Source organism: Streptomyces sp. NBC_00012, from assembly GCF_045040875.1.
Lineage (GTDB): Bacteria > Actinomycetota > Actinomycetes > Streptomycetales > Streptomycetaceae > Streptomyces.
Window position 1 is genome coordinate 8,287,132 of record NZ_CP108309.1, and the last position, 22,652, is coordinate 8,309,783.

General features: G+C 70.5%; 19 protein-coding genes. 7 read left to right on the forward strand and 12 right to left on the reverse strand.

What is annotated here, in order from left to right:
* Window positions 1-4: 4 nt before the first annotated feature.
* The 10 genes from OHA19_RS37340 to OHA19_RS37385 all read right to left on the reverse strand — a co-directional run bounded on the left by OHA19_RS37340 (window position 5) and on the right by OHA19_RS37385 (window position 13,050).
* Entirely contained in the window at window positions 5-2,488 is a 2,484-nt protein-coding gene (locus OHA19_RS37340) for a polysaccharide lyase 8 family protein (protein ID WP_405708679.1), read from the reverse strand.
* The gene (locus OHA19_RS37345; protein ID WP_405708676.1) at window positions 2,445-3,557 is read right to left on the reverse strand and encodes an SGNH/GDSL hydrolase family protein; all 1,113 of its coding nucleotides are present in this window, start codon (window positions 3,555-3,557) and stop codon (window positions 2,445-2,447) included. The genes OHA19_RS37340 and OHA19_RS37345 overlap by 44 nt, the downstream gene beginning before the upstream one ends.
* A gap of 35 nt (window positions 3,558-3,592) precedes the next feature.
* Window positions 3,593-4,672 carry a DUF1565 domain-containing protein gene (locus tag OHA19_RS37350; RefSeq protein ID WP_405708674.1) on the reverse strand — a complete coding sequence of 360 codons (1,080 nt, stop codon included), beginning with the start codon at window positions 4,670-4,672 and terminating at the stop codon, window positions 3,593-3,595.
* Window positions 4,669-5,271 carry a hypothetical protein gene (locus OHA19_RS37355; RefSeq protein WP_405708671.1) on the reverse strand — a complete coding sequence of 201 codons (603 nt, stop codon included), beginning with the start codon at window positions 5,269-5,271 and terminating at the stop codon, window positions 4,669-4,671. Before OHA19_RS37355 ends, OHA19_RS37350 begins: the two co-directional genes overlap by 4 nt.
* A 3-nt stretch (window positions 5,272-5,274) precedes the next feature.
* The gene (locus tag OHA19_RS37360) at window positions 5,275-7,260 is read right to left on the reverse strand and encodes a hypothetical protein (RefSeq protein WP_405708668.1); all 1,986 of its coding nucleotides are present in this window, start codon (window positions 7,258-7,260) and stop codon (window positions 5,275-5,277) included.
* 3 nt (window positions 7,261-7,263) lie between these two features.
* The gene (locus OHA19_RS37365; RefSeq protein ID WP_405708666.1) at window positions 7,264-9,054 is read right to left on the reverse strand and encodes a heparinase II/III family protein; all 1,791 of its coding nucleotides are present in this window, start codon (window positions 9,052-9,054) and stop codon (window positions 7,264-7,266) included.
* Complete coding sequence (locus OHA19_RS37370; protein WP_405708663.1) at window positions 9,042-9,806, reverse strand: SDR family NAD(P)-dependent oxidoreductase; 765 nt, start codon at window positions 9,804-9,806, stop codon at window positions 9,042-9,044. The genes OHA19_RS37365 and OHA19_RS37370 overlap by 13 nt, the downstream gene beginning before the upstream one ends.
* Window positions 9,807-9,890: 84 nt before the next feature.
* Entirely contained in the window at window positions 9,891-10,814 is a 924-nt protein-coding gene (locus OHA19_RS37375) for a carbohydrate ABC transporter permease (RefSeq protein WP_405708660.1), read from the reverse strand.
* Window positions 10,801-11,769, reverse strand: coding sequence for a carbohydrate ABC transporter permease (locus tag OHA19_RS37380; protein WP_405708657.1), 969 nt, complete (start codon window positions 11,767-11,769; stop codon window positions 10,801-10,803). The genes OHA19_RS37375 and OHA19_RS37380 overlap by 14 nt, the downstream gene beginning before the upstream one ends.
* Before the next feature lie 12 nt (window positions 11,770-11,781).
* Entirely contained in the window at window positions 11,782-13,050 is a 1,269-nt protein-coding gene (locus OHA19_RS37385; protein ID WP_405708654.1) for an ABC transporter substrate-binding protein, read from the reverse strand.
* Between the two features lie 226 nt (window positions 13,051-13,276).
* Here OHA19_RS37385 and OHA19_RS37390 point away from each other — a divergent pair, with 226 nt between their 5' ends.
* Window positions 13,277-14,386 (forward strand): LacI family DNA-binding transcriptional regulator, encoded by a 1,110-nt coding sequence (locus tag OHA19_RS37390; protein WP_405708651.1) that lies wholly within the window; start codon window positions 13,277-13,279, stop codon window positions 14,384-14,386.
* A gap of 19 nt (window positions 14,387-14,405) precedes the next feature.
* Here the strand turns inward: OHA19_RS37390 and OHA19_RS37395 are convergent, their stop codons facing one another.
* Window positions 14,406-15,272 (reverse strand): EamA family transporter, encoded by an 867-nt coding sequence (locus OHA19_RS37395; RefSeq protein ID WP_405708648.1) that lies wholly within the window; start codon window positions 15,270-15,272, stop codon window positions 14,406-14,408.
* Between the two features lie 62 nt (window positions 15,273-15,334).
* On the opposite strand from OHA19_RS37395, the gene OHA19_RS37400 reads away from it, so the two are divergent.
* From OHA19_RS37400 to OHA19_RS37425, 6 genes are all read left to right on the forward strand, one after another.
* Complete coding sequence (locus tag OHA19_RS37400) at window positions 15,335-16,189, forward strand: MurR/RpiR family transcriptional regulator (RefSeq protein ID WP_405708645.1); 855 nt, start codon at window positions 15,335-15,337, stop codon at window positions 16,187-16,189.
* Between the two features lie 278 nt (window positions 16,190-16,467).
* Window positions 16,468-17,424, forward strand: a complete 957-nt coding sequence (locus tag OHA19_RS37405; protein ID WP_405708642.1) for an ABC transporter substrate-binding protein — start codon at window positions 16,468-16,470, stop codon at window positions 17,422-17,424.
* 1 nt (window position 17,425) lies between these two features.
* Entirely contained in the window at window positions 17,426-18,412 is a 987-nt protein-coding gene (locus tag OHA19_RS37410) for an amino acid ABC transporter permease (RefSeq protein WP_405708639.1), read from the forward strand.
* A complete protein-coding gene (locus tag OHA19_RS37415; RefSeq protein ID WP_405708636.1) occupies window positions 18,409-19,179 on the forward strand; it encodes an amino acid ABC transporter ATP-binding protein in 771 nt (256 codons plus the stop codon). Before OHA19_RS37410 ends, OHA19_RS37415 begins: the two co-directional genes overlap by 4 nt.
* Window positions 19,179-20,429: a M20/M25/M40 family metallo-hydrolase gene (locus OHA19_RS37420; RefSeq protein WP_405708633.1), complete on the forward strand. Its 1,251-nt coding sequence runs from the start codon at window positions 19,179-19,181 to the stop codon at window positions 20,427-20,429. Before OHA19_RS37415 ends, OHA19_RS37420 begins: the two co-directional genes overlap by 1 nt.
* Before the next feature lie 28 nt (window positions 20,430-20,457).
* A complete protein-coding gene (locus OHA19_RS37425; protein WP_405708631.1) occupies window positions 20,458-21,357 on the forward strand; it encodes a MurR/RpiR family transcriptional regulator in 900 nt (299 codons plus the stop codon).
* 40 nt (window positions 21,358-21,397) lie between these two features.
* Here OHA19_RS37425 and OHA19_RS37430 read toward each other — a convergent pair whose 3' ends face one another.
* Window positions 21,398-22,618, reverse strand: a complete 1,221-nt coding sequence (locus tag OHA19_RS37430; protein ID WP_405708628.1) for an MFS transporter — start codon at window positions 22,616-22,618, stop codon at window positions 21,398-21,400.
* Window positions 22,619-22,652 lie beyond the last annotated feature (34 nt).

Below are 22,652 nucleotides of genomic sequence, written 5' to 3' on the forward strand. Positions count from 1 at the left end.
GGGTCTAGCTCCTCTTCAGGGTGAGGTTGAGGGTTGCACCGTGGCGTCCGGCGGTGTCGGCGGTGATCCGGATGCCGTCGCCGGTTGACCGGGCGCTGACGCCCGGATCGGCGGAGACGACACTCAGGCCGCGCTGCGCCAGGTCCAGCACGACCGAGGACCGCAGCTGTGTCGGGTCGGACAGCGACACCTTCACCGTCTTCCCGTCCGGCCTGACGAGCACCGAGGCGGGTCCGTCCGAGGTCAGCTCCTGCGCGGTGCCGGCCGTCCAGAAGTTCGCGGCGAGCAGCCCGTCCGCGCACCGGCGTACCGCGTGCACGGCGGTGGAGCGGGCGATCAGCTTCACCGGCGGCGCGGACGACCACTGCTTCGTCCGCTCGGCCGAGGCCGCCGGGGCCTGGAGCCAGTAGTAGCCCGCCCCGCTCGGTGCGGCGCCGTGGTCCTGCCACAGCGTCAGATACGGGCGGGTGACCGAGGTGTCCGTGCCGTACTTGAGGTTGATCTCGCGCCAGGTCGCGGTGCGGTCCTCGCGCAGACCGTTCAGCGTGGCGGGCTCGGGGAAGATATAGCCGCCGGTTCCGGCCACATGCAGCCACCGGACCTTGTCGAGGCGGGCCGACCAGCCGGCGTCCGGGGACACTGCCGTGCCGTTGACCAGCAGGGCGGCCTTCGGGTCGCGCAGTTTCCGGTTCTCCACGACCGTCTCGGCCGTGCCCGCGTCGGCGCCGATGCCCGAGCCGACGCAGGCGATCACGTCGTCCAGGCAGAACCAGCTCTTCAGCCCGTGCAGCGAACTGCCGTACGCGCGCAGCTCCATGCCGTACGCGCCGAGCGTGGTGCCCGGCAGCGCGGTGCCGCCCGTCCAGTCGGCCGTACTGGTGGTGCGCTGGCCCGCCGCGTCCGCGGGGCGGCCGGCGATGACCGTGGTGCCCGGCAGCCGGGCCGGGTCGACGGTCGGCCAGTAGTCCTCGCTGTAGTGGCCGAGGTCGTCGGTGTAGAGCAGGACCATGCCGTCGGAGAGGTGCCAGGCGTGCAGGTTCTCGTTCTGGATCGACTCGTAGTTGTAGATCCGGGACGAGTACGCGGAGATGCCGAGCGCGAACGACGGCCGGTGGTGGGCCGCCTTGTCCATCCGCGGGTGCTGCTTGTGCGCGACCAGCGGTCCCCGGGCCGGCACCGGGGAGGCGATGACCTGCCGGGCGGCGACCAGTGAGGCCAGGTCGGTGACGGCCAGGAAGTCACGGTAGGTGTCCTCGGCGATCCACTGCTTGACCAGGGAGGTGAACCGGTCCGCCGTCTCGCCGGGGAAGCTCGGGATCAGCCGCACCACCGCCTCGATGACCGTCTGCGCCGACACATGGCCCTGCTTGCTGGGGCGGGCGATCTCCCGCCCGCACACCGACGCCATCACGTCGCCGCGCACCAGCAGCGGGTCGAAGCCCTCGTCGACCCAGCCGCGGATGTTGTCGAGGTCGGGGTCGGTGACGGCCCACGCGGTCCCGGCGAGGAGGTTCAGCAGCCGGGACAGGTTGTTCAGCAGCTCCTTGCCGTACCCGCCGTTGTACGGATGCTTGTAGTGCTGGAGGAACGAACCGTCGGAGTAGAAGCCCTCGCCGGTGCCCTCCGCCGCGGCGCTCGCGTCGTTGAAGGCGAGGACGCTGTTGGCGCCCGAACCCTCGACGTCCGAAAGAGCGTCACGGACCCGCGCCAGATCGCCGCCCGTGCCGGTGAGCACCGCGTTGACGGCGACCACGGTGGAGATCCACACCCGGTTGGCGCCGGTGGCGATCTGCCGGTCGGCCCGCCAGAGGTTCGGGTCGGGTGTGTAGTGCCGTACCGCTGCGGTGATCCGGCCCAGCCGCTCCGTGCCGAGCGCGTCGTACAGCAGCACGGTCGCGTCGTTGAGGGCGAGCGCGGAGCCGATCTCCCAGTCCCAGTCGTTGTCGAACCGGGTGTGGCCGGCGCCGTAGCGGTTGGTCAGCATCCAGTCGAGGCCCGCCAGCAGCAGATCGCGCAGCGCGGTGTCGCCGTACTGCGGGGTGCCGGGGACGGCCCACGCGGTCGCGACCGTGGCGAGCCGTTTGAACGACGTCGTCACGTGGTTGGAGAGCGTGGTGCTGGTCAGATCGGGGAACAGCCCGTCCGTCCGGGCCGGGTCGAGGCCCTTGACCGAGGTGGTCGCGGCCTTGCCGATCCTCGCCACGGCCGCGGCGATCTGCGGGTCCGTCAGGTCGAGACCGGGGCCTCCGGTGAGCAGGGTGTGCCAGCGGGAGCGCAGCGCGGTGGCGTCGTCGATGACGGCGGCCCCGTCCGACGCGTGCGCGGTGTCCGCGGCGGTGGTGAGCGTCAGCGGCAGCGCGGCGGCCGCGCCGAGCGCCGCCGCCCCGGCGAGAACGGTGCGCCGGGTGGTGCCCGCAGTGGTGGCTGGGTTCGTCATGCGGCCCTCACAGGAGATGTCGGCGGTCGACGGCCGCTGCCAGCGCGGCATGACCGGAAGGGTTGGGGTGGAGTCCGTCCCCGCTGTCGTACGCGGGCAGCAGTCGTGCCGGGTGTTCCGCGTCGCGCAGCGCCGCGTCGAAGTCGACGACGGCGTCGAAGACCCGGCCGGTACGCACCGCCGCGTTGATCCGCTGCCGTACCGCTTCGAGCTCGGGTGTCCAGCGGGTCCAGCCGCCGAACGGGGCGATGGTCGCGCCGACCGTCAGCAGTTCGGCGTTGCGGGCGCGCAGCACCAGCTGCCGGTACCCGGCCAGGACGAGCGCCGGGTCGGTCTGGCTCGGCGGCTGCTGGAGGTCGTTGACGCCGAGGTGGACGAGTACGGTGCGCAGTCCGGGCAGCGAGAGCACATCGCGGTCGAAGCGCGCCTGTCCGCCCGGCCCGAACCGGGCGTCGTCCAGCAGCAGCCGGTTGCCGCTGATGCCGAGATTGGCGACGGCGGAACCGGGAAGCCGCCTGGCCAGCTGGTCGGGCCAGCGCAGATCGGCGTCGTCGGGTGTGCCGACGCCCTCCGTGATGGAGTCGCCGAGCACCGCGATCACGGGCCCGTGCGCGCCCGTCACCTCGACGCCGGTCAGCAGGAACACCGATGTGGTGCGCTCGCCGTTCACGGAGTGCGAGGCATGGGTGTTGCGGTGGAAGGAGAGCGGACCGGTGGGGCCGGGGAGTCGGGTCTCCACCGTCAGCCGTGAGGCCTCGGCCACACGCAGCCCGGCGACCGCGTCGCTGGTCAGCGACCCGCCCGCGGCGAGCCATGCCTGCTGCCGCCCGCCGAACGTCACCGGCAGGCCGCCCGCCGTCACCGGGCCCACGAGGACCGGGACCGTGCCGAAGGCATGCCCGTAACGCAGCCGGACGGTTCCGCCGGCGGAGAGCCGTACGTTGGCGACGCAGGTGCCGCCGGTCAGGCCGGCGCTCGCCACCGTGTCCGTCGCGGTGGGAGCGGTCTGCGCGGTCGCCCAGGACGTCGTCCAGCGCGACCGGCTCGCTCCGCTGCCCGACCGCTCGGCCGCCTGCGCCCCCGGCGCCGTGGCAGCGACCGCCGCCAGACCGGCCGCCACCGTCAGTACCCCGCGTCTCGCGGGTCCCCGCCCGGTCACTGGGGGCACGCACCCGTCGGGTCGTACGCGCTGCCGTAGGTGCCGACCGCGTCGCCACCGGTGTTGCCGCTCATGGTATTGGTGCACACCGGGCCCTGCGGGGTGCGCATGAACTTGATGCCGCCGCCCGCGTTCCCGGTGATGGTGTTGCCGTAAACACTGGTGTCGATGCCGTCGGTCGCGGTGTCACCGCCGAGCCGGATGCCCGCGCCGACGTTGTCGTGAATGGTGTTGTAGCGGAAGATGTTGCCGCTGCCGCGGGCGTCCAGGCCGCCGGAGCTGGAGTCCTTCTGCCCGCTGCAGTCGTTGTACTCGACGTAGTTGTTGGTCGAGTTCTCCTTCACATCGACGCACTCGTTGCCCTGGGTGGCGATGGTGTTGTGATGGATGCGGTTGTTCTTGCTGATGTCGGGGGCCGCGTCCGGGGCGCCGTTCGCCCCCTGCTGCTCCGGGGCCGTGCCGAGGTAGATGCCCTCGCCGTTCTTGCCGCCGCCGCCGAACTTGAAGTCGGCGACCCCGCAGTTGGTGATCGTGTTGTCGGAGATGTCCGCCCCGGTCACCAGATAGCGCACCCGCAGACACTCGTCGGCGGCGTTCTTCAGCGTCATCCCGGTGATCCGCAGAGCGCCCACCCCGTTGCCGGGAGTCGTGCTCATGACATAGATGAGCTTGAGGCGGTACCCCGACACATCGGTGGATGACCCGTGCAGCCCGTCCACGGTGAAGCCGCTGAGCGTCGTCGAGTCGTGCTGCACCTGGATGATCCGGGCGTCGCCGGCCCCCTTCACCACGGCGTTCGCCGGACCGGTGATGGTGACTCCGGAGCGCTTGGTCACGACGTCCTGCTTGTACGTACCGGCGGCGAGGTTCACCACCGCGCCCGTCGGCGCCAGATCGACCGCCTTCTGGATCGTGGCGAACGGGGTGCTCGCCGACGTACCGGCATTGGAGTCGCTGCCGGACGGCGACACGTAGTACGCGGTGGCGGCCTCGGCGGCCACCGACGGCGGGGGGAAGGCGAGCGGTGCGCCGGCGGCGAGCGCGGCGACGAGGGTGGTGCGCAGTACACGGCTCATGAGGTGTGCCTCCTGGGGTCTGCGAAGGACAGAGCGAGCAGTACGGGGATGCTGGGGCCGAGGAGCAGGGGCCCCAGCGGTACGACGAGGGAGATCAGCGCGGCGGAGATCACCGCGCCGAGCAGTGCGGTGCCACGGGCCGCCGACCCGAAGCCGAGGGCCAGTGCACCGCGCGACCAGGTGCGGACCGTTCCGCGCGGAGAGCGGCCCGCCTCGGCCGCGAGCGCCACATGGTGAATGGCGAGCGCGGCCGCGATGCCCACCTGAGCGGCGAGCAGCACGAACGTCCACGGCTCCGGACGGCCCAGCAGATGGACGATGTTGGCGGCCAGGACGACGCCTGCCGCGGTGGACGCCAGAGAGTGGCGCCACAGGGACCGCCAGTACTGCGGGAAGGCGGCGAAGGTGTTGGTGAAACAGCGGCTGTCGCCCTCCGCCCGCCACCGCTGGAGCGCGTGCCCCATCGCGGCGAGTGCGGGAAGCCAGGTCACGGCACCGAGCGACAGCAGGGTGAAGGCGGCCCCGGCGGCGGCCGGGTAGGCCACGAACTCCAGCCGCCGCAGCAGCGTCGGCCAGCCGGACGAGAGGGTTGCCTGCATGATTCAGCCGACCTTTCCTGTGTACGGCTCCGGGACTTCGAGCACCACGCGGCCGTCCAGCTCCAGCCGGGTGGCCGCCACCACGTACGGCGCCGAGCCTTCCGCGCCGAGCAGCACCGCCGCCGCGTCGGCCGACACCGTCGCGGTGCGGATCCGGCGGGCGACGGGGGACAGGAGCACGGTCTCCTCGCCGAAGGTGACGCCCTGGCCCTGCGCGCACACGACCTGCTCGGCCGAGGCCGGTGCCGCTCCCGGGACGATCGCGGTGAGGAAGAGCGCGTCCGTCGAGCGCGTGGTCGTCGCACGCAGTGTGTGCAGCGTGCGGGTGAGGCGCAGTTCAGGCGTGCTCGACGTCGGATTGGCCTCGACCTCGGTGGCCTCGGAGACGACCGAGGCATCCTGCGGCGCGAACCGCCGCACCAGGGCGGAGGCCGCCCCGGACCGGATCAGCCGGCCGCCGTCCGGCCCGGGTTCGGTGGGCCGGTCGGTCTGGAGCAGGAACGACCACTCCCGCTCCGTGTCCGCCTCGGCGAGGTCCAGCAGCACGAGCCGTCCCGACGGGGTGAACACCAGCGTCCGGTCCAGCCGCCGCACCCCGAGCGCGGGGTCGTACATCGCGGCGATCTCCGCGGTGGCGTGCGCCCAGCCGCAGTCGGGACCGGCGAGCACATCGCGCTGCCGGGCCTGCCGCTCGTACGGGATGTCCTTGTAGACGTGGTAGCGGTCCTCGTCCGCGTACCCCTGGCCGTCCACCAGGAGCAGATTGTGATGTGCGGCCCGCTTGCGGTTGCTGTACCCCTCGTCGACCGCGAGGAACGCACCCTGCGACACCAGCACGAACGATCCCGAATCGGGGTGGTGGTGCCCCTGGTTGAGGGTTTCCCAGCCCAGCTCGGCCCGGTGCTTCGCGGAGGTCTCCCACGCCTTGTGACCACCGCCGGGGCTCGCCTTGAACGAGACGAGACTGGCGTCGTCGTCCCACCCGGTCCGGGCCGCGAGCAGCCCGAGGTCCGGGAAGAACGCCCTGGTCTCGGTGGGACGGGCACCGGCCACCGACGGGTCGTACCAGAGGTATTCCAGATACGCCTCCGGCAGGATCCCCGGCCGCACCCCGCTCTCCGCCGCCTCCTGCCACAGCAGTTCACCCGAGGCGAGATCGCCCAGCCACTGCGCCTGGGGAATCCCGTACTGCGCCGCGAGCCGGTAGTACAGACCGGCGCTGTGTCCGCTGCGCCGGTCGTGGCAGTCGCCGTGGTCGACGTTGAACGCGAAGCCCGGGGCCAGCTGGTGCAGCCGGTAGCGGAAGGTGTTCGTCAGGAAGCCGCCCCGCCCCCACCAGTCGACGCCCTCCGCCTCCTGGAGGAGGTCCAGGTGGATGGCGAGGAACGGCACGCCGTAGCGCCAGTAGACGACCCCTTCGGCGTGCGAACCGTCGTCCGGCATCAGATCGAGGACCGTACCGAGGTTGTCCTTGGCGCGCTCGGTCCACGCCTCCTTGCCCAGCACATAACCGGCCGTCGCCAGACCCGCGTAGCAGATCCAGTTGTGGTTCTGCCAGTACGACGACGACCACCAGCGGCCCTCGCTCGCCACCGCGAACTCGTACATCCGCCGCCCCTGGAGCAGCAGTTTGTACCGCAGCAGTGCCCGCACCCCGTCCGGCAGGTCGTCGCCGATCCACCGGTAGGCCATCGAGAGATGGTGCAGCAGCCAGCCGGCGTCCAGATCGTGGTCCGGCATATGGGCCTTGCCCCAGTGCGGAAGTCGCACCGCGGCCTCGATCCAGCGCCGGCTCTCCGCCAGATGGACCGGGTCGCCGCTCACCCGGTAGGCCAGCGCCGGGTTGGAGGCGGCGGGGCCGAGCCAGGTGATGCTGGCCAGGGGGTGTGTACGCGGCGGGGTCAGCCCGCGGTGGCGGGCGGCCTCCTCGTACAGCCGCGCCTGCTGTGCGGGGCGCGGGCCGGGCGGCGGGGTCGCCGAGAGCAACAAGGGTCAGTCCTCCGTCCGGAACCGTGCGGTGTCGCCATTGGTCAGCGAGACCGCCAGCACCCCGTCACCGTCCAGCGTCACGTCGGCCACGGCGGGCCCGGCCGACGCCGCCTGGTACACCGAGGCGAAGACGACCCGGTCCGACCGAGTAGTGAAATCGACCCGGGTGCGCACCCGCTGCGGGTCGTCGGCCGGACCCGGGCCCGGCCGGGAGACCGGACGCACGGTCGCACCGGGGGTGTGGGTGTGCCAGCCGTGCAGGGTCTCGTCGCCGTACCAGGTGGTGCGGACCTCGCCCGAGGCCTGGAGCTGGACGTCCAGCGCGACTCCGGGGCGCAGTTGCGCGGCGAGGCACCGCTCGTCCTCGGCCCGCACCGTCAGCAGATCGACCAGATAGCTGCCACCGAGCACCACACGGCGCACCGCGCGCACACCCTCGTACGCGGTCGTCACCTCGGCGGTGACGGATGAACCGTCCGAGTCGAGCAGCCGCCCGCTGCACTCGGCCTGTTCGCCGCCGTCCACCCGGAACGCCGGATGGGCCTCGGTCGATGCGTACAGATCCCGGAACTCGGCGTGTGCGTAGGGCACTTGCCCGGGGTCGGGCTGCCAGGGGGTGGTGTCGCCGTACAGATACAGCGACAGCTTGTCGCGGTGGCCGTGCGAGCCGCCGTGCGGACCGAAGTCCAGCAGCGCGTGGACGCCCGCGTGGTGCAGCACCGCGTACCCGGCGGTCGGGAACACCGTCAGCGGGCCGGGCGCCGGGCGCTCGGGCAGCGGCGGACCGGCGAACCAGCCACCCAGCTCCCGGTCGAGTCCGTCGTCCTGCGCGCCCAGCTCGGACCGGGCCCGCCCGGCCACCGCCTCCAACGCCGGGGACGGCACCAACTGCTGGGCCAGCGCGACGAGTTCGAGCCACTCCAGAGCGAGTGGAGCGCGCAGATACGGGCCGTCGTGCAGCGCCGGCAGGATGCCGCCCGGGGTGGCGATCGTCGCCAGCACATCCGTCATCCCGGCCAGCACGCCCACCACATCGGACGGAACCGCCGCGGGGTCGGTGCCCCGCAGCGCCAGCAGCGCCGCCCGCAGCACGAACCCGTGGTAGTAGGTACTGCCCTCCCACTCCCAGCCGTCATCGGCGACCGCGACCCGCAGATGCGCGTACAGCCCGTGCTCGCCCTCCAGCCACTGCCCGGCGCCGTCCCACTCCCGGCCACGGGCCGCCGCGGCACCCCGGCTCGCCGCCACACCGGCCGCGTTGAGCCAGGCGGTGTAGTTGGACGCGAGGTGGCCCTGGCCGGTCAGCACGGACCGGGCGTCGAGAGCGGCCTGTTCCAGCGCGTCCAGCAGCGGCAGCACCGGCGCCAGGTCCTCGGTCGACTGCTCGGCCAGCGTGATCACGGCGTGCCCGACGTTCACCGCCCAGATGGCGTCGGTCAGCGCCTGGTGGAAGAGCCGGCCGCGCAGCATCCAGGACTGGGCCTCGCCGTGCCGCTCGGTGGCCAGCGAGGCGTACAGCCCCGCGTACTCCACCAGCCGCGACACGGACTCGGCGCGCTCCTTGCGGTGGGCGAGCACCCGCAGGTGCCGCGCCCACGCCTGGTGCGAGAGCACCAGCCAGGCGCCGCGCACCGCCTCGTCGTCCACCCGGCAGCCGTACGCACAGCGCGCACCGTCCTGGGGGAACACCCCGGAGAGCAGGTCGCCGTGGTCGAGCTCCACGCCGTGCGCCGGGCAGACGTACGCGTGCCACCAGCCGCCCCGCTCCCGGGCGATCCGCCTCAACGCGGCCACACGCCACCGTCGATGTCCACGGTGGTGGCGGTGAGGAAGCCGGACGACGGCGACGCCAGGTGGACGACCGCGGCGCCGACGTCCTCCGGGGTGCCGGCCCGGCCGACCGGGATGCCCGCCTCCATCGCCTGCTGCGCCTCGGGCGCGGTGAACGTGTCGTGGAAGGCGGTGCCCTTGATGAAGCCGGGCGCGACGGCGTTGACGGTGATGCCGGTGGAGCCGAGCTCCTTGGCCAGACCCTTGGTGAAGCCGCGTACCCCGGCCTTGGCCGCCGCGTAGGCCACCGAGCCGGGGCCGCCGCCGTTGTGCGCGGCCAGCGAGGACATCGTGATGATGCGGCCGGCCGACGACTGCGTCAGGTGGGGGATCGCGGCGCGCACGGTGCGGAACGTGGACGTCAGATTGGTGGAGAGAACCTGGTCGAAGTGGTCGTCGGACATCTCGGCGATGGTGGCCCGGCCGATCAGATGACCCGCGTTGCAGACCAGCACGTCCAGTCCGCCGAGGAAGCCGGTCGCCTCGTCGACGAGCCGGTCCACATCGCCGGTCACCGTGACATCTGCCTTGAACGCCTTCGCCCGGCGGCCCAGAGCCTCGATGGCGGAGACCGTCTTCGCGGCCTCGTCGGCGGAGGAGTGGTAGTGGACGGCGACGTCCGCGCCGGCCTCGGCGAGCGCGACGGCGATGGCGCGGCCGATGCCGTGGCCCGCCCCTGTCACCAGTGCGCGGGAGCCGTTGAGATCAGCAGACATGGAGTAAGTACCTTTCGAAGAACGGTCGTTCGGGCGAAAGCCGGTGGCTTCGGGACTGCTCCGGTCACCGGGGACCGGAACCGGTCACTTGAGACCGGCGGTCGCGAAGCCCTGCACGAAGTAGCGCTGGCCGATGAGGAAGAGAATGACCATGGGCAGGGTGGCCAGCGTGGTGCCGGCCATCAGGAAGTGCCACTGGGGGCCGTTCTCCGTCTTGAAGACGGAGAGCCCGACCTGGATCACTCGCAGGCTGTCCGTTCGGGTCACCAGCAGCGGCCAGAGGAAGTTGTTCCACGACGACTCGAAGGTCAGCAGCGCCACGGTGGTGAGCGCGGGCTTGACCTGCGGCGTCATGATCCGGGCGTAGATCCGGAACTCGCCCAGACCGTCGAGCCTGGCCGCCTCCTCCAGCTCCACCGGGAGATCCAGGTAGAACTGCCGGAAGAGGAAGACCGCGAACGGGGTGACGGCACCGGGGATGATCAGCGCCCACCAGGAGTCCAGCCAGCCGCTGCCGCCCTGGCCGAAGATGTCGTTCCCGCCGGCCAGCGGCATGAAGCGGACGATCAGGAACTCCGGCAGCACCTTGGTGTACGTCGGGATCATCAGCGCGGCGATGAAGAGGTAGAAGATGACCTCGCTGCCCCGGAACTTGATCCGCGCCAGCGAGTAACCAGCCATCGACGCCACGACCACGTTGATGAGGGTGTGACTGAACGCGATGATGAAGCTGTTGCGTGCGTACGTCGCGAACGGCGCCGCCTTCAGCGCGTCGACGTAGTTGCCGAACTCCCAGTGTTCCGGCAGCAGTCCGGCGTCCTGGGAGGCGATCTCCACCGGGGTCTTGAGCGAGGTGAGCACCATCCAGACGAACGGCACCACCATCAGTAGCGAGACGACGGTGAGGGTCACGTAGAGCGCGATCCGGCCGGCGGTGAGCGGCTTGCCGTTCTTCACCGGCCGGGACTTGGTTGCGGCCCCCGGCGCGTGCAGCTCAGTTGTGGCCACGGGTGCCTCCCATGATCCGCCGGTTGACCAGGGTGAAGCCCATCAGCAGCACGAACAGCACAAGTGACTGGGCGGAGGCGTACCCGATGCGGAACTCCCGGAAGGCGGACTTGTAGATCTCGAACGTCATCATCGTGGTGCTGTTGCCCGGGCCGCCGTCGGTCAGGATGTAGATCTGGTCGAAGGACTGGAACGCGCTGATCATCGACGTGATGAGGACGAAGAACGTCGCGGGTTTCAGCAGCGGCAGAGTGATCGAGAAGAACTGGCGCACCTTGGACGCGCCGTCCACCGAAGCCGCCTCGTACAGTTCCTTCGGCAGGGACTGCAGCGCGGCCAAGTAGATGAGCATCTTCATGCCGATGCCCTGCCAGATGCCGACCAGGATCACCGACGGCATCGCCCACGAGGTCGACGACAGCCAGGCCGGGCCTTGGATGCCGAGGAACGACAGGAGTGTGTTCAGCAGCCCGTTGCCCGGGTTGTAGATCCACAGCCAGACCAGGGCGATCGCGACGGTCGCCGTCACCTGGGGAATGAAGACCGCGGTACGGAAGATGCCCCGCGCCTTCAGCCCGGTGTGCAGCGCCAGGGCCACGAGCAGCCCCAGCATCATGCCGAACGGAACGGTGAAGAAGGTGTAGATGACGGTGTTGACGATGGACTTGCGGAACACCGCGTCGTCCAGCATGTCCCGGAAGTTGTCCAGGCCCACGAACTGCGGCGCCGTCAGCACGTCGTACTTCGTGAAGGCCAGAACCACCGACGCGACGACCGGCAGGCCGATCCAGAGCGAGGCGTGCAGCAGCGCGGGCGCCACCATCAGCATGCCGGCGCGTTGCCTGCGGCGCCCCGGGCCGGTGGGTGCCCGGCCGGTGCGCTTCTTCGCGACCGTGTGCTCGGTCGGGGAAGGCGGCCGCGCGGGCCTCGCCTTCAATACGGATGTCGCTCCCACAGTGACGGGTCCTTACATCCGGCCGATGGCGGCCTCGGCTAGCCGGCCGAGTTCCGCGATGGCGTCCTTCGCCGACTGGTTGCCCACGATGGCGGGCTCCAGCGTGGGCTTGATCTTTTCGCGGATCTCCATCCAGGCAGCGGTGCCGCCCTCCGAACACGCGTCACCCATGCTCTGCAGGGAGAGATCGACGAACTTGTTCTCCTTCACATAGCTGGAGTCGCTGAGATCCTTCAGCCCGGGAACCGATCCTCGCTGCTTGGCCGCACCGAGGATCGACTCGGGCGTCGCGAGGTACTCGACGAGCGCACGGGCCGCCGCGGGGTGCTTGGAAGTGGCGGACTGGGTGACGAGCGTGCCGCCCTGGAGCATCGCGGGCTTGCGGTTGGCGAGGACGAACGCGCCGAGCTTGTCGTCCTTGAGGAGTTCCGGATTCTGTTCTCCGACCTGCTTCCACAGGGCACTGCTCGTCATCATCATCGACGCCTTGCCGGTCTGTACGTTGGTCGGGGCCCCGAGGTCCGTCTTCTTGGCGTAGTCGGCGGAGCCGTCCTTGATCAGGTCCTTGAAGAACTGCAGCGCCTCGACCCCGCGGGCGTCGGTGAACAGCACCTTCTTGCCGTCCGCGCTGAACAGCTGGCCGCCGTTGGCGAAGAGGAAGGTCTCCCAGCACTGGCGCAGATGGATGGAGAACGGGTCGAATCCGAACCGGCCGTTCTTGGTCAGCTGCTTGGCCACGGCGCGCAGTTCGGCCCAGTTCGCCGGGGTCTTCTTGATGCCGGCCTCGGCGAAGTGGTCCTTGCGGTAGACGACGATGCGGGTGTCGAGGACGACCGGCAGCGCGTACAGCTTGCCGTCGTACCGGGACGGCTCAAGCACCCGCTTCTCGTAGTCGTGCGCGGTGGCGAACTTCTCGGGCAGCTCCGCGATCGCCTTCTTCGCGGCGAACGGCGGGATCCAGCCCACGCCCATCATCAGCACGTCGGGCAGCAGACCGCCCGCGAGCCCTGTGGTGATCTTCTCGTTGAGCTGGTCGTACGTGGTGTAGTCCACGTTCACCTTGACGTCCGGGTACTTCTTCCGGAAGCCGCCGAGTATCTCCTTCTCCAACAGCGTCTTGCCGTCGGCGCCTTCGTAGATCGGGGTGAGCAGAGTGATCTCACCCTCGGCGGGGCCGTCGGCGGAGCCGCCCGCCGAAGTGCCGGTGCCGCACGCACTGAGGGCGGCGGCAGCGGTGCCGGCGCCGATGGCAGCAAGCAGCGACCGTCTTTTGAGTTCCATGGGACACCCCTTTTGAGGTGGAGATTGTGGATCGATCCAGCGATGGCATCCCGGCCATGGCTGAGAAGCGCTGGTAAATCGATGCACTGATGCTAGGAACGTCGTCAGAGGGACGTCAACAGCTGATGCACATGAATTTTCGGGAGTGTTAACGGGTGTACCGGTAAACGAAGTTCAGTAAATCGATACACTGGTATGGTTCATCGGGTTCCGAACCGGAGGTGGCATGAGCGGGGTAACGATCCATCAGGTCGCGGAGGCCGCGGGGGTCTCCGCGAGCACGGTCTCCAACGTCCTCAACGGGCGGACGGACCGTATGCAGGCGGCCACGCTGGCCCGCGTGGAGCAGGTGATCGAGCAGCTCAGCTACCGGCCGAACCGTGCTGCCCGGATGCTGCGCACCGGCCGCATCAAGGTCATCGGTCTCATCGTGCCGTCGGTGGCCAACCCCTTCTGGGGGGCGCTCGCCCGCGAGCTGGAGGCCATCGCCCTCGCCGAGGGGTACCACGTACTGCTCTGCAACAGCGAGCGCGATGCGGCCCGTGAGCTCAAGTACGGCGAGGAACTGCTCGCGGACGGGGTGAGCGGAGTGGTGCTCTGCTCCTCGCTGCCCTCGCTCGACCATATGACACCGCTGCTGAGCCGAGGGCTGAAGATGATCGCCTTCGACCGCACCGCGCAGGCGGGGGATCCGCCGTCGCTCGCCTCGATCAGCGTCGACAACGCGATGGGTGCCGAGATCGCCACCCGCCATCTGATCGAACTCGGCCACCGCCGACTGGCGTTCGTCTCCGGCTCGGTCAACAGCGTCAACCGCCGCGAACGACTGCGCGGATTCCGGGCCGCGCTGGAGGCGGCCGGTCTCGACCCGGCCGACGCGATCGTCTGGCCCGGCGCGGACGCCACCGAGTTCGGCGACAAGGACGCGGCCGAACTGGGGCGGAACGCCGCCAGGGAGCTCCTCGGCGGCCCGCGCCCGCCCACCGCGTTCGTCGCCATCAACGACATGTGCGCGATCGGGATCTGCCGGGGGGCCAAGGATGCCGGGCGCAGCGCCGGACAGGACGTCTCCGTGGTCGGCTTCGACGACATCCTCCTCGCCGACCTCTTCGAACCGCCGCTCACCACGGTCCGCCAGCCGCTGCCGGAGATGGCCGCTGAGACCTTCCAGCAGCTGCGGGCCCGGATCGACTCTGCCCCGGCGGCAGGACGGTCGCTGCTCATCCGGCCGAGGCTGGTCGTACGGGAGTCGACGGCCCCGGCGCCGGCCGGTGCTGCCGCCGTGATCCCCGCACCGGCCGGCGCGGAGCAGCCGGTCGCGGGCCGGACGGCGTAGCAGGGGCGTATCCGGCGGCTCAGGGATGGGCGAGTTCGAGTACGACGATGCCGGCGAGGACGGCGGCGCCGGCGGTGAGGCGCAGCCGCCCGAACCGTTCGCGGAAGAGCAGCGTGGCGATCAGCGCCGCGATGAGGATGCTGGTTTCACGCAGGGCGGCGACGGTCGCCAGGTCGCCGTGGGCCTGCGCCCAGATGACGAGGCCGTAGGCGAGCAAGGAGACGGCACCGCCCGTAAGGCCGATCCCGCAGACCGGCTTGAGCTGTGCGAACAGGGGGCGGCCGCGTCGGGCCAGTGCCAGCAGCGGCAGGACGGGGCCCTGGCACAGGAAGAGCCACGCGATGTAGCCGATCACGGTCTGGGAGCGGTGGACGCCCGTGCCGTCGACGACTGTGTAGCCGGCGATGACGACTCCGGTGGCCACCGCCGCGGCGAGCGCGGGCAGTTGGGCGCGCCCGGGCCACCCGTCCGCGAAGGCCAGGCCGGCCAGGCCTGCGGAAATCACCAGCACCCCCGCCATTTCGGCGACGGTGAGCGGTTGGCCCAGCACGGTCACGGAGGCGACGGCCACGAGCAGCGGGGCGGTGCCTCGGGCGATGGGGTACATCTGGCCGAAGTCCCCGAGCTGGTAGGCGCGCAGCAGGAAGAGCTGGGAGAGCACCTCCAGCGCGGCGGAAACCAGGATGAACGGCCAGGCCCCGGCCTCGGGTATCGGTGTGAAACAGACCATGACCGCCGCGCAGCCGGTGTACGCGAGATTGATGAGGGTGAAACCGACGAGTTTGTCGGTGATGCGGTGGGCCATCGCGTTCCACAGGGCATGCAGAACGGCGGCGGTGAGCACGGCTGCGGGCACGGCTGTGCCCGCCGGGAGAAACGAGGGCATGACGAAAGGGCTCCAGGCGGCAGCAGACTATCTGGAATGGGATTCCGCGCTACTCTAATCACATGGAACAGAATTCCGCCGATGAGTACCGGCTCGGCGCTCACGTACGGGCCAAGCTGCCGGAGCTCCGCGAGACCGAGGCCCGCGTCGCGCAGGTGATCCTCGACCAGGGGGCCGACCTCGTCCGGCTCAGCGTCAGCGACGTCGCCGCCCTGGCCGGCACGGCGCCGTCATCGGTCGTCCGCGCCTGCCAACGCCTCGGCTTCCGTGGCTACCAGGAACTGAAGATCGCGGCAGCGCGCCAGAGTCCCACCCGCGCACCGGCGCCGGACCCCCAGGGTGACCCGGCCGCCCGCGCCCTGGCCGACACGATCCATGCCTCCCGTGAAGCCCTCGGCGACCTCGCCACCACGCTGACCGCCGACCGGCTGCTCGCCGCGGCCGCCGCGCTGAACGCCGCGCCCCGCATCGTGGTCGCGGCGGCCGGCCTCTCCGCCGCCGTGGCCGTCGATGCCGCCTACCGCCTGCGTGCCCTCGGGTGCGTCGTCGACGCCCCCGCCGACCCCCTCACCGCCCAGCTCGCCGCCGCCCAACTGCCCTCGGGTGCGGTCTGTCTGGCCATCAGCCACACCGGCGCCACCCGCAGTACCGTCGACACCGCTCGCCGTGCCCGCGGCGCGGGCGCCGAGGTCATCGGCCTCACCAGCTACGCACAGTCGCCCCTGAGTGAGACCTGCACGCACACTCTCGTCGCCGGGGGGCAGGATCTCGTCTTCGGACTGGAGACCACGGCCAGCCGGATCGCCCACCTCGTCACGGTCGACGCGCTCACGCAGACCCTCCTCACCCTTCGCGCGACCACGGCGGAACAGACCCTCCGGCTCTCCGCCGACGTCACCGCCGACCACGCGTACTGACCCGGCCGGGCGGCTACGGGGTGTCGCATGTCGAACGCGTTACACATGCGCCTGGTGATCGACATTCTGAAACGAGTCTTCGGTGCGAGGTGTGACGCGAGGATCGCGTCGGGAGGTGGAGAATCCGTCGATGGTGGGTCGTTTCATCATCGGGGTCGACTGTTATCGACCTGTTACGGACATTACAGTGTGGCCAAAATAGACCTTGAGTGTAACGTGCGGGCATCTGGTCGGCGGTTGAACCCAGCCGCACGGCAGTTCCGCGAGAGGGGTCCGTCTTGCCTACCCGCCCAGCCCGCCGCGCAGTAGCGGCCACCGCACTGCTGATCGCATCGTCCACGGCGCTGTCCGCATGCGGAAAAGATGGCGCCGTCGATGACGCCGCCGCTCCCACCGGCGATGTCGCCGTCGCGGGTGTGCACGTCACTCGCGACGCGAAACTCCACGCTTCTCTGCCCTCGGCCATCAGGTCCAGCGGTACGGTCCGGGTGGCGACCGACGTACCGTATGCGCCGTTCGTCATGTTCAAGGCCGAGGGGCGGCCCGAGCTCACCGGGCTCGATTTCGACCTCGGCCAGGCGCTCGGTGCCAAGCTGGGGGTGCGATTCGCCTTCACGGCCCAGAAGTTCGACGGCATCGTGCCCGCCGTCCAGGCCGGCAAGTTCGACGCGGTCATGTCGGCCATGACCGACACCAGGGAGCGCCAGCGGGTCCTGGACTTCGTGGACTACTCCGTATCGGGCTCGGGAATCCTCGTGGTCAAGGGCAATCCGGACCGGATCGCACGGCTCGACGATCTCTGCGGCAAGTCGGTCGGCACCCAGGCGGCCAGCCACCAGCTGGAAGTGCTGAAGGCGCATCAGTCCAAGTGCGCCGAAGCGGGCAGGGACGCCGTCTCCATCCAGACGTTCCCGAAGGATTCCGACGCCCAACTCGCCCTGCGCTCGGGGAAGGTGGTCGCCGATCTGGTGACGAAGCCCGGCGCCGGCTGGACGGCGAAGACCGCCGACGGCGGCCGTGCCTTCGAAGTGGTCGAGGATCCCGCCGCGGGCGGTGGCTACGAGGCGACACCCAACGGCATCGGTGTCAGCAAACAGCTTCCCGGGTTGACCGAAGCGATCCGGAAAGCCCTGCAGGCACTCATCGACGACGGCACACTCGACAAGATCTGCGACAAGTACGGCGCCGCCTCCATCGCCGTGAAGCAGGCCACCAGGAACGCGGCGGTGTCCTGACATGGCCGCCCTCACACCTGCCGGGTCCGTACGCGGCGCCCAGGCCACCGCACCGGTTGCCGAGAAGAGTCTCACCGTCGTACCGATCCGGCACTGGGGCCGATGGCTGGCCGCCGCGGCAGCCCTCACCGCCCTCGTCGGCCTGATCGGCTCCCTCGCCGGGAACGAGAACCTGCACTGGGACATCGTCGGGCGCTACGTCTTCGCCGGCCTCGTCTTCGACGGCCTGGCCACCACCCTGTGGCTCACCGCGGCAGCCATGGCCGTCGGCCTCGGGCTGGGCATTCTCGTGGCCGTGATGCGCCTGTCGTCCAACCCGGTGCTCCGGGTCCTGGCCAACGCGTTCGTCTCGGTCTTCCGCGGCACCCCGCTCCTGGTCCAGATCATCTTCTGGGGATACGCGGGTGCCCTCTACAAACACATCCTGATCGGCATCCCGTTCACCCACATCACGTTCCTGGACCTGGACACCAATACGGTCCTCACCCCCGCCGTCGCCGCACTCCTGGCGCTGGGGCTGAACGAGGCGGCGTACGCGAGCGAGATCGTTCGCGCGGGTATCCAGTCCGTCGACCCGGGACAGGCGGAGGCCGCCCAGTCGCTCGGCATGCGACCGGCGCTCACCACTCGGCGCATCGTGCTGCCCCAGGCCATGCGGGTCATCATCCCGCCGCTGGGGAACGAGGCGATCAACATGCTCAAGATGACCGCTCTGGTCTCGGTGATCTCCGCCCACGACCTGATGTCCAACATCCAGGACGTGTACGCGCAGAACTACCAGGTCGTCCCCATGCTCGTGGTCGCCGGCATCTGGTACCTGATCCTCGTCACGGCACTGGGCCTGCCGCAGTCCTGGCTGGAGCGCCGCTACGGCCGTGGCACCTCACCCGCCACCCCTGCCGCCGGGCCGCTGCGACGCCTCGTCACGGGCGCTGTACTCCGGATCTCCCGGACCGCCCCCGCCGCATCGACCGACACGAAGGGATGACCGTGGAAACGCCGATGGTGCACGCCGAGGGCGTGCGCAAACACTTCGGGAAGGTCTCCGTGCTCCGGGGCATCGACCTGACTGTCGAACGTGGGCGCGTCTGCTGCCTGCTGGGCCCCTCCGGCTCGGGGAAGTCCACGTTCCTGCGCTGCATCAACCATCTGGAGAAGATCGACGGAGGCCGCCTCTCCGTCGACGGCGCCCCGGTCGGCTACCGGCAGCAGGGCGACCGGCTGTACGAGCTGAAGGAACGCGAGATCGCCCGCGCCCGCCGCGACATCGGGATGGTGTTCCAGCGGTTCAATCTCTTCCCGCACATGACGGCGCTGGAGAACGTCACGGAGGCGCCCGTGAAGGTCGCGGGCGTCACCAGGGCCGAGGCACGTACCGACGCCCTGCGGCTGCTGGACCGGGTCGGCCTCGCCGACCGTGCCGAGCGCTATCCGGCCCAGCTGTCCGGCGGCCAGCAGCAACGCGTCGCGATCGCCAGAGCGCTCGCGATGAAGCCCGAACTGATGCTCTTCGACGAACCGACGTCGGCCCTGGACCCGGAACTTGTCGGGGAAGTGCTCGACGTGATGCGGCAGTTGGCCGCGGAAGGGATGACGATGGTCGTCGTCACGCACGAGATCGGATTCGCCCGGGAGGTCGCGGACACGGCCGTCTTCATGGACGACGGTGTCGTGGTCGAGGCCGGTGACCCCCGGCAGGTACTCGGCGATCCCCGGCAGGAACGCACCCGCACCTTCCTGTCGAAGGTCCTGTGATGCCCGAAGCACGGCAGCGGGGCGAGGCGGCCCTGCTGCTGTCCGACGCCCTCGCCCTCCAGCCCCGCTACCTGGCGGACCTGGAACATCTCGTGTCCATCGACTCCGGCTCGTACAGCCCCGAAGGAGTCAACCGCATCGCGACCTGGACCGGGCGGCGCCTGACCGGCCTGGGGTTCGAGGTGGACCGGACGCCCGTCACGGTCCCGGGCCGGGACATGCGCTTCGGTGACCTGGTGGTGGGGCGGCTGCCCGGCCGGATCCCTGCCGAGCAGGGCGGACGGCGCATCCTCCTCGCCGGACACCTGGACACCGTCTTCGACGACGGGACGGCGGCGCGGCGCCCCTTCACCCGTGACGGCCCGCTCGCCCACGGCCCCGGAGTCAGCGACGACAAGGGAGGCCTGCTGGCCGGCCTCACCGCCGTGGAGATCCTGCTGCGCCGCGGACTGACGGACTTCGCGGAGATCGTCTTCCTGGCCACCCCCGACGAGGAGATCGGCTCCCCGGCCAGCCGCCGGGTGACCGCGGAGCTCGCCGGGGCCGTCGACTACGGGCTGGGCCTGGAGTGTGCCCGGGAGAACGGCGACCTCGTCATCGCCCGCAAGGGCGTGGCGGACTTCCTGATCAGCGTCGAGGGACGGGCCGCACACGCCGGCATCGAACCGGAACGCGGAGCCAACGCCGCACTGGCCGCTGCTCATCTGCTCATCGCCTGCCAGGAGATGAACGGACGGTGGGGCGACGTCACGGTCAATGTGGGGATGATCCGGGCCGGCAGCCGTATCAACATCGTCTGTCCCGAGGCCGAGTTGCACGTGGAGGTACGCTCCTCGACCGAATCGGGCATCCGGCACGCCAGGCAGGCCATCGTCGTGGCCGCCGCCCAGTTGTCCGTACCGGGCACCAGCGCCACCGTGCGGCAGACGGAGGCATGCCCGGCCATGGAGGACACCCCGGCGGCCCGCGCCGTGTTCGCCCGCGCCCGGGAAGCCGGGGCGGAGCTCGGCCTGGACCTGGGGGCCGCTGCCACCGGTGGCGTAGGCGACGCCAACACCATCGCCGGAGCCGGGGTGCCGACGCTCGACGGCCTCGGCCCGGTCGGCGGTGGTGACCACAGCCCGGAGGAATGGCTGGACATGACGACGGTCCCGCACCGGGTCGCCCTGCTCGCGGCACTGATCACGGCTCTCGGATCCACGACGACAGCCGACCCGGATGCCCGGAGCACGCCGGTCCGCGTAACCTGAACCCCTTCAGAAAGGTGGCGCCCGGCCCATGTCCTCACTCGCCGAAGAGATCCGGCAACGGTTCGGTGACCTCAGCCCCGCCGAACGCAAGGTGGCCCGGGTGCTGCTCGCCGGCTACCCGTCGGCCGGTTTCGAGACGGTGGCCACGCTCGCCGAACGCGCCACGGTGAGCGCGCCCACGGTGATCCGATTCGTCAACCGGCTCGGCTACAAGGGGTTTCCCGACTTCCAGGCGGCGCTGCGGGGGGAACTGGAGGAACGCAGAGCCTCACCTCTGCAGCTCTACAGCACACGGGGATACGGAGCCGCGTCACCCGGCGCTCCGGACGAGGAGGGGCGGGACACGGCGCACCCCGAGGGCGGACCGGACGTGTTCAGCTCCGAGGTCGCCCGCACGCTGCGGGAACTGCCACCCCACGATGTGCAGGCGGCGATCTCTCTGCTCTGTCACCCCAAGCGTCGCATCATCCTGGTCGGCGGCCGGTTCACGCATCTGCTGGCGCAGTACCTGGGGCTGCACCTCATGCAGCTGCGCGGGGACGTGGTCATCCTGCCGGACCGCGACGTGGAGCGGACCGCCGTCCTGGCGGGTCTCGGGCGGCAGGACGTCCTCGTGGTCTTCGACTACCGGCGCTACGAACCGGACAAGATCGTCATCGCGGGGATGGCCGCGCAGTGCGGAAGCAAGGTCGTCCTGTTCACCGACGCCTGGCTCTCGCCGGTGACCGGCCTCGCCGACGTCGTCCTGCCCAGTCATGTCGCCGAGCCTTCGCCGTACGACAGCATGGTCCCGACGCTGGCCACTGTCGAGACGGTGCTCGCCGGGGTGATCGGGCAGCTCGGCGAAGAGGGGCGCAGCCACCTGGAGCACAGCGAGGACGTGTCCCGCCGGGCAGGCATCCAGCCGGACGACTCCGGGCCGGCCTGAGAAGGCGGTCGCGCTTTTCAGTACGCGCCTGCCCGCACGCTCAGGCGCGATTGACGCGGTACACGTCCCGTACGCAGAGGTTGAGGACTGTGGTGGCCACGATGGCACCGGCACAGACCAGGAGTACGGTCCGGTCGGCCCAGGCATGTGCGGCGAGGGCGGTGACGAGGTAGCCGAGGGGGATGGCGATCCGCTCACCGACACCGTTGAACGAGCTCATCCGGCCCAGTTCCTCCTGCGGCACGTGCTGTTGGAGCGCGGTGTTCCACGACACGATGGCGACATCCAGCCCGACGCCCGCGAGCACGGCGGCGAGCAGCACCCAGGGCAGGGCCAGACCGAGGCCGAGTGCCGCCGGTGGCAGACAGAGTCCGGCGCCGGTGATCACGGCGACGGCCAGCAGCCGGTACGGCTTCCAGCGCAGGCACACCACCGTCCCCGCGAACAGCCCGAACGCGAATGCGCCCTGGACGAGCCCCCAGGAGCGCGCTCCCGCGTAGCTCTCGGCCGCGGTCAGCGGACCGAGCAGCTGAAACCCGGCCAGCCACGCGGCGACCACCACCGTGCCGGCGGCGGTGTACGTCCACAGCCAGGTGCACGACCGGAATCCGGACCACCCGGCCCGCAGATCGGCCAGGGCGCTGCTCGTCGTGATCGGGGCGCTCAGCCGCAGGCCGAGCAACAGGAGCGCCGCGACGAGAAAGCTGAGCGCGTCCCAGGACAGGGCCCAGGCCGGCCCGCCGACCGCGACGATCACCCCTCCGGCAACAGGGCCGAGCACCTTGACCGCATTGCTCGGAAGCCGGAGCAGCGCGTTGGCCCGTTGCAGATGCTCGGCCGCGACGATCTGCGCCACGACACCCGTCGCGGCCGGAGCCGTGAACGCCGTGGCGATCCCGGAGACGAAGCCGCACCCGGCGATCGAAGCGGTTGTCGCATGGCCGGTGGCCACGAGTGCCGCGAGCACGCCCTGCCCGGCTGCGGCCAGCAGGTTGCTCAGGAACAGGATCCGGCTGCGTGACAGACGGTCCGCGAGAACACCGCCCACGACGGTGAAGACGATCGTGGGCACCGAATTGGTCGCCAGCACCACACCGAGCGACCCTGCTCCGCCCCCCTGGCCGATCACCGCGTAGGCGAGTGCGAGGGGCGCCATCGCGGAGCCGGTCGCCGAGACGAGAGTGGCGAGCGCGAACCGCCGGAAGGCCGGAACCCGCAAGGGCGCCGGACGGGTCGCGGACGCCTCGACGGCGGACTCCATGATTCTCCTGTCGTGGGTGTCGCGGCGGTGGCTT